The sequence below is a fragment of the Limnohabitans sp. MMS-10A-192 genome, assembly GCF_003063335.1.
Taxonomy (GTDB): domain Bacteria; phylum Pseudomonadota; class Gammaproteobacteria; order Burkholderiales; family Burkholderiaceae_C; genus Limnohabitans_A.
Genome location: NZ_NERX01000001.1, coordinates 502,451 through 519,100 on the forward strand (window position 1 = coordinate 502,451; position 16,650 = coordinate 519,100).

The 16,650-nt window shown below is 58.1% G+C and carries 16 protein-coding genes; 10 read left to right on the forward strand and 6 right to left on the reverse strand.

Annotated features, from left to right (window positions below; translation table 11 throughout):
- Window positions 1–3 precede the first annotated feature (3 nt).
- From B9Z43_RS02550 to B9Z43_RS02560, 3 genes are all read right to left on the reverse strand, one after another.
- Window positions 4–1,671: a PhoH family protein gene (locus B9Z43_RS02550; RefSeq protein ID WP_108322563.1), complete on the reverse strand. Its 1,668-nt coding sequence runs from the start codon at window positions 1,669–1,671 to the stop codon at window positions 4–6.
- 161 nt (window positions 1,672–1,832) lie between these two features.
- Window positions 1,833–2,309 (reverse strand): peroxiredoxin, encoded by a 477-nt coding sequence (locus B9Z43_RS02555; protein WP_108323184.1) that lies wholly within the window; start codon window positions 2,307–2,309, stop codon window positions 1,833–1,835.
- Between the two features lie 160 nt (window positions 2,310–2,469).
- A complete protein-coding gene (locus B9Z43_RS02560; protein ID WP_108322564.1) occupies window positions 2,470–2,847 on the reverse strand; it encodes an Mth938-like domain-containing protein in 378 nt (125 codons plus the stop codon).
- Between the two features lie 110 nt (window positions 2,848–2,957).
- On the opposite strand from B9Z43_RS02560, the gene B9Z43_RS02565 reads away from it, so the two are divergent.
- Genes B9Z43_RS02565 through B9Z43_RS02590 form a run of 6 tightly spaced genes read left to right on the forward strand, consistent with a single transcriptional unit; the run spans window position 2,958 to window position 9,027 of the window.
- On the forward strand, window positions 2,958–4,199 hold the full coding sequence (locus B9Z43_RS02565; protein ID WP_108322565.1) for a pyridoxal phosphate-dependent aminotransferase: 1,242 nt from the start codon (window positions 2,958–2,960) through the stop codon (window positions 4,197–4,199).
- Window positions 4,200–4,253: 54 nt separating this feature from the next.
- Window positions 4,254–5,576 carry a homoserine dehydrogenase gene (locus tag B9Z43_RS02570; protein ID WP_108322566.1) on the forward strand — a complete coding sequence of 441 codons (1,323 nt, stop codon included), beginning with the start codon at window positions 4,254–4,256 and terminating at the stop codon, window positions 5,574–5,576.
- On the forward strand, window positions 5,576–7,021 hold the full coding sequence (gene thrC, locus B9Z43_RS02575; protein WP_108322567.1) for a threonine synthase: 1,446 nt from the start codon (window positions 5,576–5,578) through the stop codon (window positions 7,019–7,021). The genes B9Z43_RS02570 and thrC overlap by 1 nt, the downstream gene beginning before the upstream one ends.
- Window positions 7,022–7,029: 8 nt before the next feature.
- Window positions 7,030–8,286 carry a gephyrin-like molybdotransferase Glp gene (glp, locus tag B9Z43_RS02580; protein WP_108322568.1) on the forward strand — a complete coding sequence of 419 codons (1,257 nt, stop codon included), beginning with the start codon at window positions 7,030–7,032 and terminating at the stop codon, window positions 8,284–8,286.
- Window positions 8,283–8,534 (forward strand): molybdopterin converting factor subunit 1, encoded by a 252-nt coding sequence (moaD, locus tag B9Z43_RS02585; protein ID WP_108322569.1) that lies wholly within the window; start codon window positions 8,283–8,285, stop codon window positions 8,532–8,534. The genes glp and moaD overlap by 4 nt, the downstream gene beginning before the upstream one ends.
- 4 nt (window positions 8,535–8,538) lie before the next feature.
- On the forward strand, window positions 8,539–9,027 hold the full coding sequence (locus B9Z43_RS02590; protein WP_108322570.1) for a molybdenum cofactor biosynthesis protein MoaE: 489 nt from the start codon (window positions 8,539–8,541) through the stop codon (window positions 9,025–9,027).
- 13 nt (window positions 9,028–9,040) lie between these two features.
- Here the strand turns inward: B9Z43_RS02590 and B9Z43_RS02595 are convergent, their stop codons facing one another.
- Window positions 9,041–9,598: a hypothetical protein gene (locus B9Z43_RS02595; RefSeq protein WP_108322571.1), complete on the reverse strand. Its 558-nt coding sequence runs from the start codon at window positions 9,596–9,598 to the stop codon at window positions 9,041–9,043.
- An 87-nt stretch (window positions 9,599–9,685) separates the two neighbouring features.
- Here B9Z43_RS02595 and clpB point away from each other — a divergent pair, with 87 nt between their 5' ends.
- The 3 genes from clpB to B9Z43_RS02610 all read left to right on the forward strand — a co-directional run bounded on the left by clpB (window position 9,686) and on the right by B9Z43_RS02610 (window position 15,403).
- Window positions 9,686–12,292, forward strand: coding sequence for an ATP-dependent chaperone ClpB (gene clpB, locus B9Z43_RS02600; RefSeq protein WP_108322572.1), 2,607 nt, complete (start codon window positions 9,686–9,688; stop codon window positions 12,290–12,292).
- Window positions 12,293–12,424: 132 nt separating this feature from the next.
- Window positions 12,425–13,648, forward strand: a complete 1,224-nt coding sequence (locus tag B9Z43_RS02605) for an MFS transporter (RefSeq protein ID WP_108322573.1) — start codon at window positions 12,425–12,427, stop codon at window positions 13,646–13,648.
- Between the two features lie 54 nt (window positions 13,649–13,702).
- Window positions 13,703–15,403, forward strand: a complete 1,701-nt coding sequence (locus B9Z43_RS02610) for a thiamine pyrophosphate-binding protein (RefSeq protein ID WP_108322574.1) — start codon at window positions 13,703–13,705, stop codon at window positions 15,401–15,403.
- 73 nt (window positions 15,404–15,476) lie between these two features.
- Here the strand turns inward: B9Z43_RS02610 and B9Z43_RS02615 are convergent, their stop codons facing one another.
- Window positions 15,477–15,860, reverse strand: coding sequence for an SWIB/MDM2 domain-containing protein (locus tag B9Z43_RS02615; RefSeq protein WP_108322575.1), 384 nt, complete (start codon window positions 15,858–15,860; stop codon window positions 15,477–15,479).
- A gap of 2 nt (window positions 15,861–15,862) precedes the next feature.
- On the reverse strand, window positions 15,863–16,114 hold the full coding sequence (locus B9Z43_RS16985; RefSeq protein ID WP_146183902.1) for a hypothetical protein: 252 nt from the start codon (window positions 16,112–16,114) through the stop codon (window positions 15,863–15,865).
- Here B9Z43_RS16985 and rraA point away from each other — a divergent pair.
- Complete coding sequence (gene rraA, locus B9Z43_RS02620) at window positions 16,095–16,613, forward strand: ribonuclease E activity regulator RraA (RefSeq protein WP_108322576.1); 519 nt, start codon at window positions 16,095–16,097, stop codon at window positions 16,611–16,613. The two genes, B9Z43_RS16985 and rraA, sit on opposite strands and share 20 nt — an antisense overlap.
- The last annotated feature ends 37 nt before the right edge of the window (window positions 16,614–16,650 follow it).

Below are 16,650 nucleotides of genomic sequence, written 5' to 3' on the forward strand. Positions count from 1 at the left end.
AACTCAGAGCGTTTCGCTGGCGAAGTCAGCCAAGCGAGAGCGCTCACCGCGCGCCAGCGTGATGTGTCCGCCATGGGCCCAGCCCTTGAAACGGTCCACGGCATAAGTCAAGCCTGAGGAGCCTTCTGTCAGGTAGGGCGTGTCGATCTGGGCCAGGTTGCCCATGCAGATGATCTTGGTGCCCGGACCAGCCCGCGTGATCAAGGTTTTCATCTGCTTGGGCGTCAGGTTTTGCGCTTCATCGATGATCACGTACTTGTTCATGAAGGTGCGACCCCGCATGAAGTTCATGCTTTTGATCTTGATCCGGCTCTTGATCAGTTCATTGGTGGCCGCGCGCCCCCATTCGCCCGCATTGCCGCCATCGCCCTTGGCCAGAAACTCCAGGTTGTCGTCGAGTGCGCCCATCCAGGGGCCCATTTTCTCTTCTTCGGTGCCCGGCAAGAAGCCAATGTCTTCGCCCACGCTCACGGTTGCGCGGGTCATGATGATTTCGGTGTAGCGGCGATCGTCCAGAACCTGCGTCAACCCCGCGGCCAAGGCCATCAATGTTTTACCGGTACCTGCGGTGCCCGCCAGCGTCACAAAGTCCACATCGGGGTCGGTGAGCAGGTTCATGGCGAAGTTCTGTTCGCGGTTGCGTGTGGTCACGCCCCAGACCGCGTTCTTTTGCGAGGTGAAGTCCTTGAGCGTGCGCAGCACGGCGGTCTTGCCGCGGATTTCGGTCACGCGGGCATACAAGCTGGGCTCGCCTGGGGCTTCAAAGTACACAAATTGGTTCATGAACAGGCTGGGCACGATGGGGCCTGTGATGCGGTAATAGGTGTGTGTCCCTTGCTGCCAGCTTTCCACGGTTTTTCCATGCTTGGTCCAGAAGTCGGTGGGCAGAGCCAAAGAGCCTGGGTAGAGCAGGTCGCCGTCTTCCAGTGTCTTGTCGTTCTGGTAGTCCTCGGCCTGCAGGCCCAAAGCGCGGGCCTTGACCCGCATGTTGATGTCCTTGGAAACCAACACCACTTCTCGGGGCTTGTGCAGCTCGCCCAAGGCTTTGACCACGCCCAGAATCTGGTTGTCGGCTTTGCCTTGAGGCAAGGCCAGCGGCAAGCTCAGGTCCAGCGCTTGCGTCTGGAAAAAAAGTTGCCCCAAAGCATCGGTGTAACCCGTTGTGTTCAAGGGCGAGCCTTTGCCCAAGTCTGCGCCTTGGGCTGACGCGAGGGCGTCCAGCGAGCGGCTGGCCTGGCGCGCATTGCGGGCCACTTCGGTCATGCCTTTTTTGTGACCGTCCAGCTCTTCCAGCACGATCATGGGCAAGAAGACATCATGTTCTTCAAACCGGAACAGACTCATCGGGTCATGCATCAGCACATTGGTGTCCAGCACAAACAGCTTCGTTGGACCTGTATGGCGTTTGCTGCGCGTCGGTTTGGTTTTTTCGCGCCCGCTTTCACGGGAGTCGGGGGCGGCAGCTTGTGGCGCTGCGGCCAATGGGGCGGTGTCACGAACAGCGGCGGTCTTGCTCGGCTTGCCTGTGCGTTTGGCGTTGCGGGACTCTTGCGATGGCACGGGCTTGTTCGTCGCCTCTGGTGCTGCGCTTTCATGGTCATCGGGCTGGGTGTCGAAAGCCTTGTGGGTCAGACGGCTGGCGCGTTGGGTGGGAGCGGGTGGCAGTGGCATGGACGAAAGCCTCTTGAAAAAGTGAAACGGATGCCGTTAAAAAAGAAAAAGCCGCCTGGAGGCCAAGGCGGCTTTTACGTGGTGTGTGGGGCTGATTTTCACCGGCATGAATTCATTATGCACGAGCCCTGTGACAACTATCGAGAAATGATTTTAAAAAATCACTTGGCCTTTTTCAGGTCTTTGACGGCCTTGAGGACTTCCTCCACATGGCCAGGAACCTTCAGACCACGCCATTCTTGCTTGAGGGTGCCATCTTCGCCGATCAGGAAGGTGCTCCGCTCAATGCCTTTGACTTTCTTGCCATACATGATCTTGTTTTTGACCACACCAAACATGTGGCACATTTTTTCTTCGGTGTCGGCGATCAGTTCGAAGGGCAGTTCCAGTTTGGTCTTGAAATCGTCGTGCGACTTCATGTTGTCGCGCGAAACGCCAAAGACGGCTGCGCCTGCTTTGACGAAATCCTTGTATTTGTCGCGAAACTGCATGGCCTCTGTCGTGCAGCCGGGGGTGTTGTCCTTGGGGTAGAAGTACAGCACAACGTTTTGGCCGAGATGGGAGACGTTCGAAACTTTCAAACCGCCTGTGGCGTTCGATTCAAATTCGGGGAGGGGCTTGTTCAGAACGATCGCCATAAAACTTTGATCTCGCTTGACTGGTTGAGCGTTTGCCACCATCGGTTGGCGTCAGCTTCGCTAAAGGCCATGAGCCTTGACAACCTTCTATTTTACTCTGAAAGCACGGGACTCGGACACCAGGATTCCATGGCCTGATAGGAATCCGAAAATGCATCCTTTAAGGTTCTATCAACAGTGCGGCAAGGACTTTGCGGCCTTCGCTGGCGAGGATGTTGTAGGTCCTGCATGCAGCGGCTGTGTCCATCGATTCCAAGCCGATGCCTTTGGCAATCAAGGGCGCCATCAAGGAAGCGGGGGGGAATTGCAAGCGTTTGCCACAGCCCAGAATGACCAGCTCGACGCCGTCTTTGGCCAGGGACTCAAAGGACTGCACATCGAGCTGAGCGAATTTGTGAGGCGCCCATGTCCATGAGGGCAAACCTTCCAGGCTGCTGACCACCACGGACTGCGTGTGCTTGAAACCATTGACTTCGATCCAGTCAGGTCCATAGGCATTGATGGTGGGGGCATTGGATTTGTCGGGCTGGAGTTTCATGGGGTGGATCCGATGCGCGTCTGATGGCTTGTGGACTGGAGGCCGAAACAGGCCTGAAATTGTGGTCAAATTATAGGTTTTCCCTCACCGCAACTGCCTTTGGAGGCACTTTGAAGCCTATTCAGAAATCCGCCAAGCTCGCCAACGTCTGTTATGACATCCGCGGCCCCATCATGGACCGTGCCCGTCAGATGGAAGAAGACGGGCACAAGATCATCAAATTGAACATTGGCAACCTGGCGGTTTTTGGTTTTGACGCGCCCGAAGAAATTCAGCAAGACATGATCCGCAACCTGCCCAATTCGGCAGGCTACTCCGACAGCAAAGGCATTTTTGCGGCCCGCAAGGCGGTGATGCACGAGACCCAAAAGCAAGGCATTTTGGGCGTGACGCTGGACGACATTTACCTGGGCAACGGGGCCAGCGAATTGATCGTCATGGCCACCAACGGCTTGCTCGACGATGGCGATGAATTGTTGTTGCCTTCACCGGATTACCCACTGTGGACCGCTGCCGCCAGTTTGTCGGGCGGCACGCCCGTGCACTACCGCTGTGACGAAGCCAACGGCTGGATGCCTGACCTGGCCGACATCCGCGCCAAAGTCACACCACGCACCAAGGGTATCGTGGTGATCAACCCGAACAACCCGACGGGAGCCTTGTACTCTGACGCACTGTTGCAGGGCATTGTGGCCATTGCACGTGAACACGGCTTGGTGATCTTTGCCGATGAGGTGTACGACAAGGTGTTGTACGACGGCGTCAAGCACACGCCTTTGGGCAGCTTGTCGCAAGATGTGTTGACCTTGACCTTCAATTCTCTGTCCAAGAGTTACCGCTCTTGCGGTTACCGCGCTGGCTGGATGGTGATCTCGGGCGACAAAAAAGCGGCCAAGGATTACATCGAGGGCCTGAACATGCTTTCGAACATGCGCTTGTGTGCCAACGTGCCAGGTCAGTGGGCCATTCAAACGGCGCTGGGTGGGCACCAGAGCATCAACGAGCTGGTGGGCGAGGGCGGTCGCTTGCGCAAGCAGCGCGATTTGGCGTACGAATTGATCACCGCCATTCCTGGTGTCAGCTGTGTCAAGCCCCAAGCGGCGTTGTACATGTTTCCCAAGTTGGACCCAAAGATGTACCCGATCCAGGATGACCAGGATTTTTTCTTGCACCTGTTGGATGAGACCAAAGTCATGCTGGTGCAAGGCACGGGCTTCAATTGGCCAGATCCTGACCATTTCCGGATTGTCTTTTTGCCACATCTGGACGATCTGCGCGAAGCGATTGGCCGCGTGGCGCGCTTCCTCGAAGGCGCCCGCAAGCGTTTTGGCACCGAACATTTGGTGGCCTGATATTTTTTGAATCATGACCCGGAATGTTCGGGTCCAACTGTAGAAGAGAAGTCGATGAAACCGATCAAAGTGGGCCTGTTGGGCATTGGTACTGTGGGCAGTGGCACTTTCAATGTGCTCAAGCGCAACCAGGAAGAAATCCAGCGCCGTGCGGGCCGTGGCATTGAGATCGCCATGGTGGCTGACCTCAATGTGGCACGCGCCCAAGAGGTGGTAGGCGCTGGTGTGCAGGTGGTGGCCGATGCCCGCGAGGTGATCGCCAACCCTGAAATCGACATCGTGATCGAATTGATCGGTGGTTACGGCATTGCCAAGGCTTTGGTGATGGAAGCCATTGCCGCAGGCAAGCATGTGGTCACGGCCAACAAGGCCCTGCTGGCCGTGCACGGCACCGAGATTTTTGCGGCAGCCCAAGCCAAAGGCGTGATGGTGGCTTTTGAAGCCGCTGTGGCCGGTGGCATCCCGATCATCAAGGCGCTGCGCGAAGGCCTGACCGCCAACAGCATCCAGTGGGTGGCCGGCATCATCAATGGCACCACCAACTTCATCTTGTCCGAGATGCGCGACAAAGGCCTGGACTTTGCTGTGGTGCTCAAGGAAGCGCAACGCCTGGGTTACGCCGAAGCCGATCCGACCTTCGACATCGAAGGCGTGGATGCAGCCCACAAAGTGACTTTGATGAGCGCGATCGCGTTTGGTATTCCCGTGCAGTTTGACAAAGCTTATGTCGAAGGCATCACTCAACTAGGTGCAGCGGACATCAAATACGCCGAACAGCTGGGCTACCGCATCAAGCTTTTGGGCATCACCAAGCGCACGGCACAAGGTGTGGAACTGCGCGTTCACCCCAGCCTGGTGCCGACCCAGCGTTTGATCGCCAATGTGGAAGGCGCCATGAACGCCGTGATGGTGCAAGGCGATGCCGTGGGCACCACTTTGTATTACGGCAAAGGCGCAGGCTCTGAGCCTACGGCCAGCGCCGTGATCGCCGATCTGGTGGACATCACCCGTTTGCATACCGCCGATCCGCTCAACCGCGTGCCGCATCTGGCCTTCCAGCCAGGCGCGATGAGCGATCTGAAGGTCTTGCCCATGGCTGAAGTCGTGACCAGCTATTACCTGCGTTTGCGCGTGGCCGATCAAGCCGGTGTGTTGGCCAAGCTGACCGGTTTGTTGGCCGATGCCGGTATCAGCATCGATGCGGTGTTGCAACGCGAAGCCGACCAGGTCAGCCAGGCCGGTGAGAACCAGACCGATGTGATCATCCTGACCCACGATACCCGCGAAGGCGCGCTCAATGATGTGCTGGCCCAGATGCAGGCGCTGCCCACCGTGATGGCGCCCATCGTCCGTATCCGTAAAGAAGAGTTGAACTGATGCGTTACCTGTCCACCCGCGGCCACGCTGACCGCAAACGCTTTTGCGAAATCCTGCTCGAAGGTCTGGCGCCCGATGGCGGCTTGTACCTGCCCGAGTCCTACCCCCGTGTGGATGCGGCCGCTCTGACGCGTTTGCGCCAAGTCTGGCAAAGCCAAGGCTATGCCGCCTTGGCATTTGAGATTCTGTCGCTGTACATCGACGACATTCCGGCAGAAGACTTGAAGGCCCTGTGCCAGAAGACGTATACCGCGCAAGTGTTCGGCACGCGAGAGATCGTCCCCCTCAAGCCTTTGCAAAGCGCAGGCAACGCCAAACCTGATGTGTACCTCGAAGCCTTGTCCAACGGCCCGACGCTGGCCTTCAAGGACATGGCCATGCAACTGCTGGGCAATTTGTTTGAATACGAGTTGGCCCGTCGCGGCGATGAGCTCAATATTTTTGGTGCCACCTCGGGCGACACCGGCAGCGCGGCCGAGTACGCCATGCGCGGCAAAAAAGGTGTTCGCGTTTTCATGACCAGCCCCTATGGCCGCATGAGCCCGTTCCAGCAGGCCCAAATGTTCAGCCTGCTCGATGAGAACATCCACAACATCGCCATCGAAGGCGTGTTCGACGATTGCCAGGACCTGGTCAAGGCGGTCTCCAACGATCTGGCGTTCAAGCGCCAGTACAAAATCGGCACGGTCAACTCGATCAACTGGGCCCGTTTGCTGGCCCAGGTCGTTTACTACTTTGCGGGTTATTTCCAGGCCACCACCGCCAATGACCAGAAGGTCAGCTTCACGGTGCCCAGCGGCAATTTCGGCAATGTCTGTGCCGGCCATGTGGCCCGCATGATGGGTTTGCCCATCGAGCGTTTGGTGGTCGCCACCAACGAGAACGATGTGCTGGATGAGTTCTTCCGCACCGGCGTTTACCGTGTGCGCGGCACAGCCGACACGCATGAAACATCGAGCCCTTCGATGGACATCTCCAAAGCCAGCAACTTCGAGCGCTTTGTCTTTGATTTGCTCGAGCGCGACGCGTCCAAAACCCAAGCGATTTTCGGTGAAGGTCTCAGCCGTGAAGGCTTCTTTGACTTGTCGGCCGATCCGCGCTTTGCCAAAGCCGCCAGTTTTTATGGCTTCGAGAGCGGTAAAAGCACCCATGCCGATCGACTCAAAACCATCCAGCAGGTGTTTGAACAGTACGGTGTGATGGTCGATACCCACACGGCCGATGGCATCAAAGTGGCCAAGGAGCATCTGAATCCGGCTGTGCCGATGATCGTGCTGGAGACGGCTTTGCCCATCAAATTTGCCGCCACTTTGGTGGAAGCCTTGGGCCGCGAGCCAAACCGGCCTGCGCAGTTTGAGGGGATTGAACAATTGCCCAAACGCGTCATGGTCATGAACGCGGACGTGGCGCAAATCAAGGCCTACATCGCAGCGCACTGCGATTGAGAACGCCCATGTCCAGCGCCCCACGATCGCCTTTGATGCCTCTGGATGAGGCACTGTCCACATTGCTGCAGCAGATCACGCCAGCGAATGGCTCGGAGCTGGTGGCCACCTTCGACGCCGATGGGCGCGTGCTGGCCAAGGATGTGGTGTCGTCATTGCAGGTGCCCGCCTTCGACAATTCGTCCATGGATGGCTATGCCGTTCGCTGTGCGGACTTGCTGCCGGGTGCCGAGTTGTCGGTGACGCAACGCATTCCTGCTGGCCATCAGGGGCAGCCTTTGCAAGCGGGGCAAGTGGCGCGGATTTTCACCGGTGCGCCCGTCCCACAGGGCGCTGATGCCATCGTGATGCAAGAGCAGGCCGAGTTGGTTGCCGACGGTGACATTCCCCGTGTGCGTTTCACGCATCGGCCGCAAGTGGGTGAGTGGATCCGCCAAAGCGGTGAAGACATCCGCCAAGGGCAAACCGCTTTGCGCCGTGGTCAAAAGTTGGGGCCCGCTGAGCTGGGTTTGGCTGCCAGCCTCGGATTGGCCCAGTTGCGTGTTGTGCCGCGTCCTCGCGTGGCTTTGTTCTCTACAGGCGACGAGTTGGTGATGCCAGGTGATGTGGCACCGCAAGACATGCCCGCAGGCGCCATCTACAACTCCAACCGCTTTTTCTTGCGGGCCTTGTTGCACCGCTTGGGCTGCGAGGTCAGTGATCTGGGCATCGTGCCTGACCGCCGTGATGCCACATTGGCCGCGCTCAAAACGGCAGCCGATCACCATGACCTGATTTTGACCAGCGGCGGCGTGTCGGTGGGCGAGGAAGACCATGTGAAACCCGCCGTGCAAGCTTTGGGCGCTTTGGCTTTGTGGCAAATTGCCATGAAGCCCGGCAAGCCCTTTGCCTACGGCCATGTGCGGCGCGAAACCCAAAACGGCACCGCCCATTTTGTGGGCTTGCCGGGCAATCCGGTCTCCAGTTACATGACTTTCCTGCTTTTGGTCAGACCCTTGATCTTGAAGCTGCAGGGCGTTGAGAACCTGGGCCCCGAGTGCCTTCAGTTGCCCGCCCATTTCGAATTGCCCAAAGCCGATAAACGCCGGGAGTTCTTGCGCGCTCGCCGCAACGACCAAGGGGGGCTTGATCTGTTTCCCAACCAGAGTTCGGGGGTGTTGACCTCGGTGGTTTGGGGCGATGGCGTGATCGACAACCCGTCGGGCAAGACCATTGCTCACGGCGACATCGTCCATTTTTGGCCTTTCGCGGGATGGTTGTCATGAAGATTCAAATCCGATATTTCGCCTCTTTGCGCGAGACCTTGGGCATGCCCGGCGAAACGCTGGAAACCACCAGCGCAGATGTTGCCGCTTTGCGTGAGGAGTTGATGGCCAAGGGCGGCGCCTACGCGCAAGCCTTGTCGTCGGGTCGTGCCGTACGGGTGGCGGTCAACCAGGTCATGGCGTCAGGCGATACCCGCTTGTCCGAGCATTGTGAGGTGGGCTTTTTCCCACCCGTCACTGGGGGCTGAAGGCATGTCCGCTCGTGTGCTGATTCAGACCGCCGACTTTGACGTGAGCGCCGAGATCGATGCGCTTCGGGCTCAGGACTTGCGCGTAGGGGCCGTGTGCAGCTTTGTGGGGACCGTGCGCGATACCCAGGCCTTGACCGGGCAAGCGCAAGATGAAGTCCAGGCCATGGAGTTGGAGCATTACCCGGGCATGACCGAAAAATCCATCGAAGCCATGATCGATGAAGCGCACACGCGCTTTGATTTTTATGGCGCACGCGTGGTGCACCGGGTGGGTCGCTTGCTGCCGGCCGATCAGATCGTGCTGGTGGCGGTGACCTCCGCCCACCGGGGTGAGAGTTTCAAGGCCTGCGAATTTTTGATGGACTACCTCAAAACCCAAGCGCCTTTCTGGAAGAAAGAGCAAACCCCCGAAGGGGCGCATTGGGTGGATGCCCGCGTGTCCGACGATGCCGCCTTGGCCCGCTGGGGCATTCAGTCCACCAACGCTTGAGGGTTTGGCACGCTCAGTGCGTGTAGCGCGGTGGCGTTTCGGGCTCCAGCGCTGCAGGCTCGATGGCCGCAGACACATTGGGGGCCGTGGTGAAGCCCCATTCGGCCTTGACCAAGGCTTGTTGTATCAAGTGAACCAAGCCGTGCACCAGGCTCGCCTGCAGGTTGAGCTGACAAGACTTGACGGCGGCATCCACCGATTTTTCCTGGAAAGTCATCAGCAGGCCGCCACCGGCTTGCAAGCTCAGCTGTGCGTCTGTGATCAACAGCGGCTCTTCCCCCAAGGGCCGTTGTTCGGCTTTGGCCTCGAACGGGGTGGCGAAGTCGGCTTTCTGCAAAAACGCATCCCGTTTGATTTCGGTGAGCATTTTTTGCGATGAAGGATCGGGCGCGGCCACCCCCGGCTGACTGGCCTCCAGACGAACCACCGATTGGTCAATGGCCGGCATCAGGCGCAGGCACATGCGGCGCGTCAACCAAAAGCGGAACTCTTGCTTGTCAAGTGTGTTCAAGCGCAACAAGATCCGGTCTTGGCGTTCTTCATAACTGACTGAAAGCTGGTGAATGTTCATGATTTGATTTTAGGCAAATTCCGCGCTCACCTTGGCGCTTGAAAATGCCAAGAGTGGCCCAAGCTTGGAAACATTGGAGAAACATTCATGCGCATCGATAAATTGACCACCAAATTTCAGGAAGCCTTGGCCGATGCCCAGTCTTTGGCTTTGGGCCGTGACCATGCCTACATCGACCCCGCACATGTGCTGGTGACGATGCTCAAGCAAGATGAAGGGCCCAAAGCCCTCTTGCAACGTGCCGGTGTTCAGGTCCCGGGCCTGTTGCAAGCCTTTGAGGCGGCGGTGACCCGTTTGCCTCAAGTGACCGGGCAAGATCAGGTGCAGGTGGGGCCTGACTTGGTCAAATTGCTGCAAGCGGCCGAAAAGGAATCCATCAAGCGAGGCGACGCCTTCATCGCCAGTGAGTTGTTTTTGCTGGCTTTGGCTGACAGCAAAACCGAGGCCGGACGCCTGTGCAAGGAGAACGGACTCTCGCGCAAAAGTCTGGAGTCCGCCATCGATGCCGTGCGCGGCGGCCAGACCGTGGGCAGTGCCGATGCCGAGGGGCAACGCGAAGCCCTCAAAAAATACTGCATCGACCTGACCGAGCGCGCCCGCATTGGCAAGCTCGATCCGGTGATTGGTCGCGACGATGAAATCCGGCGTGCCATCCAGGTCTTGCAGCGCCGGACCAAAAACAACCCCGTGCTCATCGGTGAGCCTGGTGTCGGCAAGACCGCCATTGTCGAAGGCCTGGCCCAGCGCATCGTGGCCGGTGAAGTGCCTGACTCGCTCAAAGGCAAACGCGTGTTGTCTTTGGACATGGCGGCTTTGTTGGCGGGGGCCAAGTTCCGTGGCGAGTTTGAAGAGCGCCTGAAAACCGTGCTCAGCGAATTGGCGAAAGACGAAGGACAGACCATCGTGTTCATCGACGAGCTGCACACCATGGTGGGCGCCGGCAAAGGCGAGGGCGCGATGGACGCCGGCAACATGCTCAAGCCTGCTTTGGCGCGGGGCGAGTTGCACTGCGTGGGGGCAACCACGCTAAATGAATACCGCAAGTACATCGAAAAAGACGCGGCATTGGAGCGGCGCTTTCAGAAGATTCTGGTCAGCGAACCCTCTGTGGAAGCCACGATCGCGATCTTGCGTGGTCTGCAAGAAAAATACGAAATCCACCATGGCGTGGACATCACCGATCCGGCCATTGTGGCGGCGGCCGAGCTGAGCCATCGCTACATCACCGACCGCTTCTTGCCCGACAAGGCGATTGACCTGATCGACGAAGCCGCCGCCAAGATCAAGATCGAAATCGATTCCAAGCCCGAGGTCATGGACAAGCTCGATCGCCGCTTGATTCAGTTGCAAATCGAGCGTGAAGCCGTGCGCAGAGAAAAAGACGAAGCCTCCCAAAAGCGCCTGACCTTGATTGAAGAGGAAATCATCAAGCTCAAGAAAGAGGCCGCCGATTTGGAAGAAATTTGGCAAGCCGAAAAAGCCCAGGCCCAAGGCGGCCAGCAAGTGCGCGAGCAGATTGACCAGTTGCGCCAGCAAATCGAAGAGCTGACCCGCAAGGGTGATTTCAACAAGGTGGCCGAGCTGCAATATGGGCAATTGCCTGCCTTGGAAAAAACACTCAAAGACGTGCAAGCAAAAGAAGCTGCTCCCGGCGAAAAACCGGTACACCGCTTGTTGCGCACCCAGGTGGGCGCTGAAGAGATTGCCGAGGTCGTCTCGCGTGCCACGGGTATCCCTGTGTCCAAGATGATGCAGGGGGAGCGTGAAAAACTGCTGCAGATGGAAGACAAATTGCACCAGCGTGTGGTGGGGCAGGACGAGGCCATTTCGGCCGTGGCCAATGCCATTCGCCGTTCACGCTCGGGCCTGTCTGATCCGAACCGCCCAACCGGCTCTTTCTTGTTCCTGGGGCCTACCGGTGTGGGCAAGACGGAGCTGTGCAAAGCCTTGGCGGGTTTCTTGTTTGACAGCGAGGACCACCTGATCCGCATGGACATGAGCGAGTTTATGGAGAAGCACTCGGTGGCCCGTTTGATCGGTGCGCCGCCCGGTTATGTGGGTTACGAAGAAGGGGGTTACCTGACCGAGGCCGTGCGCCGCAAGCCCTACAGCGTGTTGCTGCTGGACGAAGTGGAAAAAGCCCATCCGGATGTGTTCAACATCTTGCTGCAGGTGCTGGACGACGGCCGACTGACCGACGGCCAAGGCCGAACGGTGGACTTCAAGAACACGGTGATCGTCATGACCTCCAATTTGGGTTCTCACCTGATCCAGGCCATGGTGGGGCAGCCCGCTGAGGACATCAAGGACGCCGTCTGGGACGAGTTGAAGGCGCATTTCCGCCCCGAGTTCCTCAACCGCATCGACGAGACCGTGGTCTTCCACGGGCTGGATGCCCAGCACATCGCCTCGATCGCCAGCATCCAACTGCAAGCTTTGCGCGATCGCTTGGCCCGCATGGACCTGAGCCTGGATGTCAGCGCTGCAGCTTTGTCCGAGTTGGCCAAGGTGGGTTTTGATCCGGTGTTTGGTGCCCGGCCGCTCAAGCGCGCCATCCAGCAGCGGCTGGAAAATCCTTTGTCGCGTTTGTTGCTGGAAGGGCGTTTTCCGCCCAAGAGCACCATCGAGGTCTCGGTGGACCCTGTGCAAAACCCGGGCCATTTCGATTTCAAGGTGATCGAAGCGGCCGTTTGATTGCAGCGCTCCCATAGGGGCATGGTGGCGACACCATGCCCCTTTTTTCATGGCTAAACTGCAGCTTTTGCAGCGTGCCAAGCCCTCATGTTCTTGGAGCCGCCCGTTGCGAGCAGGAAAGAACAGACGTTTATGCAACTGGCCTCATCGGGTTCTGAGCCCACAGTTTCCTTGCAAAGTGACGCCAAAGTGATGGGGCTGGTCGGTCTGGCCCATGCCAGCTCGCACTTTTCGCACCTCTTGCTGCCCTTGATGTTTCCCATCTTCATTCGGGACTTCGGCTGGTCTTATTCCGAGCTGGGCTTGCTCAGCACCTTGTTTTTTGTGGTCTCCGGCGTGGGCCAAGCTTCGGCGGGTTTTGTGGTCGACCGCCTGGGGGCTCGGCCTGTCTTGTTCTGCTCCCTGGTCTTGTTCACCTTGGCCTGTCTTTTGGCTTCCGTGGCCGAGGGCTATGCGGCCCTCATGGCGGTGGCCGTGCTGGCAGGTCTGGGCAACGCACCTTTTCACCCTGTGGACTTCACGATCTTGAACCAACGGGTGTCGACCCCGCGCTTGGGCTATGCCTTCAGTGTGCATGGTTTGAGCGGCAATCTGGGCTGGGCTGTCGCCCCTGTGTTTTTCACGGTCACTGGCGCACTTTGGGGATGGCGTCAGGCCTTTGTGGCGGCCGCTGGCCTGTATGCATTGGTGTTGTTGATGCTGGTGCTGAACCGTGCTGCGCTCAAGACCGAGCCCTCTGCACGTCAGCACGGTGGTGCAGGCGTGACAAATGATTTGGCGTTCATGCGCTTGCCCGTGGTGTGGTGGTGCTTCGCCTTCTTTTTGTTGTCCACCGTGACGTTGGCGGTGGTGCAGAATTTCTCCGTGCCCATCCTCAAAGCCTTGCAAGGCGTGAGTTTGGAGCTGGCCTCGATGACGCTGACCGCCTACATGTTGTGCGGCGCTGTGGGCATGCTGATCGGTGGTTTTGTAGCGGCGCGCTGGCCGCGCTGGAGCGATCGCGTGGTGGCCGCCTGCATGGCGGGTGCCGCGGTGTTGATGGCCTTGTGTGCCAGTGGCTTGTTTGGACAGATGGGCACCTTGTGGGTTCTGGCGGCCACAGGTTTTGCCATTGGTGTGGGGGGGCCAAGCCGCGATTTGATGATCAAGAAGGCGACGCCTAAAGGCGCCACTGGGCGGGTCTATGGCTTGGTTTACTCAGGCCTGGACGTGGGCTTTGCTTTGTCGCCCCTATTTTTCGGTGCTCTCATGGACCGCGGGCTCTACCAAGCGACCTTGCTGGGGGCTGCTTTGGTGCTCTTGTTCAGCGTTGTGGCCGCTTTGGGGGTGGGCAAGCGCACAGCAGTGCCCGCTTGAGCACTTAACGCTTGGGCGACAGACGCCCGGCAGGCGCTTGGGCAAAATCAGCGCATGACACAAAAAATCGCTGGCCATCTTCTCGTTGAATGCCTCTTGGCCCAAGGCGTTACCCATGCTTTTGGCGTACCGGGTGAAAGCTACCTGGCGGTGCTGGATGGCTTCCATCTGCACCGCGACAAGATCCGTTTTGTCATCTGCCGCCAAGAGGGCGGTGCGGCCTACATGGCCGAAGCGCAAGGCAAGTTGACCGGCCGTCCCGGGGTCTGTTTCGTCACCCGGGGTCCAGGTGCGACCAACGCCTCGATTGGCGTGCACACGGCTTTTCAGGACTCCACCCCGATGGTGCTTTTTGTTGGCGATGTGGCCAGCGACACGCGCGACCGCGAGGCTTTTCAGGAAATGGATTACACCCATTTTTTTGGCCCCTCGACCAAAGGCATGGCCAAGCGCGTCGAGCGCATCGATGATCCCGAACGTTTGCCTGAGTACGTGGCACGGGCTTTTGCGACCGCCATGAATGGCCGTCCCGGCCCCGTGGTGCTGGTCTTGCCCGAGGACATGCTGACCCAGGCGGTTGAGCATGCTCAAGCCTTGCCACGTGTCGAGCCCGTTCAGGCTTGGAGCGATCCAGGTGCATTGCGCAGTTTGAGAGACATGCTCCTGAGTGCACAAAAACCATTGGTCATTTGTGGCGGAGGAGGGTGGACTGTGCAGGCTGCGCAAGCCCTGCAGCGTTTTGCCGAAAATTGGCAATTGCCCGTGGCCAACGCGTTCCGCTTCCAGGACACCTTTGACAACCACCACCCTTTGTACGCGGGGGATGTCGGCATCGGCATCAATCCTGCCCTGGCGGCTCGCGTTCGGGACTCGGATTTGATCCTGGCCATTGGCCCGCGTCTGGGTGAGATGACCACGGGTGGCTACACCTTGCTCAAAGCCCCCAAGACGCTGCAAAAGTTGGTGCACATCCACGGCAGTGCCGAAGAGTTGAATCGGGTGTATCAAGCCGATCTGGCCATCCTCTCCACGATGAATGCAGCAGCCAGAAGCCTTGAAGTGCTGACGGCGCCCACCGATTTGCCTTGGGGCGACTGGACGCGCTCAGCGAATGCCGATTACCTGGCCAATCTTGTACCGCAGGCATTGCCGGGCGATATCGACATGCCCGCCATCGTCGCGACCCTGAAAAAACACCTGCCCGAAGATGCTGTGCTGACCAACGGCGCAGGCAACTTTGCCAGTTGGATGCACCGGTTCTTTCAACACAATGGTTTGGTCAAAGGCCACAAGACCCAACTGGCACCGACTGTGGGTGCCATGGGTTATGGCGTGCCAGCAGGCATTGCCGCCAATTTGCTGACAGGCCGGTTGGCCTTCACCATTGCGGGCGATGGTGATTTCCTGATGAACGGACAGGAGCTGGCCACGGCGGTCCAGCATGGGGGCAAAAGCATCATCTTGTTGTTGAACAACGGCATGTACGGCACGATCCGCATGCATCAGGAGCGTGAATATCCAACCCATGTGACGGGCTCACAACTGAGCAATCCTGATTTTGTGATGTTGGCTCAAGCCTATGGCTATGCTGCAACGCGCATTCGCAAAACGCAAGAGTTCGAGGCTGCCTTGCTTGATGCGCTGCAAAGACCGCAAGGCACCTTGATTGAGGTGATGCTCGATCCGGAGGTGATCACCACCCGAGGCACGCTGAGCGCCATCACCCAATCGGCCTTGGCCAAGCGCAAGGTTTGACGTCATGTTTGCAGCGCTGCTGCAGGCATAAAAAAACCCGCTTAACGCGGGTTTTTTTATGGGCTCACCAGAATCACTTCAGGTGCTTGCCGATCAAGCCAGCCATTTCGAACATGGTGACTTGGGCTTTGCCAAACACAGCCTTGAGCTTGTCGTCGGCATTGATGGCGCGGCGGTTGGTCGCGTCTTGCAAGTTGTGCTTTTTGATGTAGACCCACATCTTGCTCACGACTTCGGTGCGTGGCAGGGGAGTAGCACCCACCACGGCGGCCAATGCGGCGCTGGGGGTCAATGCTTTCATGAACGCAGCGTTGGGTGTGCGTTTTTTAGCAGGAGCTTTGGCCGCTACTTTTTTAGCGGGTGCTGCAGCTTTTGGTGCTGGAGCGGCTTTCTTGGCCGGTGCTGCTTTTTTAGCGGGAGCAGCTTTTTTTGCCGGGGTTTTTTTCGCAGTTGCCATGGTTAAGTTCCTTTGATCGGAAGTTGGTTCGCCGCTGAGAAACGATGCGTTTTCAGCTGAATGCATGCTACTGGAGAAATCTTCACTTTCCAAGCGGAAATATCAATTTTTGCTAGGGGTTGTTGCTGATTTGTCTTGCTTGTTCCACATTTCAAGATCTTTTGCCCCGGCATGGTGCGTATGGCCTGTGTAAGTGCGCTGATTTCCACTCGCGTCTTTTTCAAGGACACCTCTATGCCCCAAACATCGGCCATCTCTTTTTCTACGTGTGATTTCTGCGATGCCAACAAAAGGAATGACAGCGGAGACTTTCGCGTCATACCCACCGTGTTCCAAAACTATGGCACTCGCCATCAGTTCGCTGGCCCTGTTTTGACGGTCAAGTGTTACGAGGACAACAGCCATGTCAAGCAGGCAGTGGAGACCGAAGGGCACGGCCGTGTGCTGGTGGTCGATGGTGGTGCCTCAGTCCGCCGTGCCTTGTTGGGCGGCAACTTGGCCGCTTCGGCGCAACGCAATGGCTGGGCTGGGATTGTCATTGATGGTTGTGCGAGAGACGCCGCAGAACTGGCGGTGCTGGACATGGGCATTCGCGCTCTTGCCCTGAACCCCATGCCCACTGATCGCGCCGGACAAGGACAGACCGGCTTGACCATTCACATTCAAGGCGTGCAAGTCAACACCGGCGATTGGCTGTATGCCGATCAAGATGGCATCGTCATCAGCACCACAGCCTTGCATCTTGTTTCATGATGCACATCGAGGCTTTCATAATTTGAAATTTTTAAAT

Coding starts and splice junctions, on each gene's coding strand:
- B9Z43_RS02550 (WP_108322563.1), bottom strand. CDS start 1,671: ATGCCACTGCCACCCGCTCCCACCCAACGCGCCAGCCGTCTGACCCAC.
- B9Z43_RS02555 (WP_108323184.1), bottom strand. CDS start 2,309: ATGGCGATCGTTCTGAACAAGCCCCTCCCCGAATTTGAATCGAACGCC.
- B9Z43_RS02560 (WP_108322564.1), bottom strand. CDS start 2,847: ATGAAACTCCAGCCCGACAAATCCAATGCCCCCACCATCAATGCCTAT.
- B9Z43_RS02570 (WP_108322566.1), top strand. CDS start 4,254: ATGAAACCGATCAAAGTGGGCCTGTTGGGCATTGGTACTGTGGGCAGT.
- thrC (WP_108322567.1), top strand. CDS start 5,576: ATGCGTTACCTGTCCACCCGCGGCCACGCTGACCGCAAACGCTTTTGC.
- glp (WP_108322568.1), top strand. CDS start 7,030: ATGTCCAGCGCCCCACGATCGCCTTTGATGCCTCTGGATGAGGCACTG.
- moaD (WP_108322569.1), top strand. CDS start 8,283: ATGAAGATTCAAATCCGATATTTCGCCTCTTTGCGCGAGACCTTGGGC.
- B9Z43_RS02590 (WP_108322570.1), top strand. CDS start 8,539: ATGTCCGCTCGTGTGCTGATTCAGACCGCCGACTTTGACGTGAGCGCC.
- B9Z43_RS02595 (WP_108322571.1), bottom strand. CDS start 9,598: ATGAACATTCACCAGCTTTCAGTCAGTTATGAAGAACGCCAAGACCGG.
- clpB (WP_108322572.1), top strand. CDS start 9,686: ATGCGCATCGATAAATTGACCACCAAATTTCAGGAAGCCTTGGCCGAT.
- B9Z43_RS02605 (WP_108322573.1), top strand. CDS start 12,425: ATGCAACTGGCCTCATCGGGTTCTGAGCCCACAGTTTCCTTGCAAAGT.
- B9Z43_RS02610 (WP_108322574.1), top strand. CDS start 13,703: ATGACACAAAAAATCGCTGGCCATCTTCTCGTTGAATGCCTCTTGGCC.
- B9Z43_RS02615 (WP_108322575.1), bottom strand. CDS start 15,860: ATGGCAACTGCGAAAAAAACCCCGGCAAAAAAAGCTGCTCCCGCTAAA.
- rraA (WP_108322576.1), top strand. CDS start 16,095: ATGCCCCAAACATCGGCCATCTCTTTTTCTACGTGTGATTTCTGCGAT.
- B9Z43_RS16985 (WP_146183902.1), bottom strand. CDS start 16,114: ATGGCCGATGTTTGGGGCATAGAGGTGTCCTTGAAAAAGACGCGAGTG.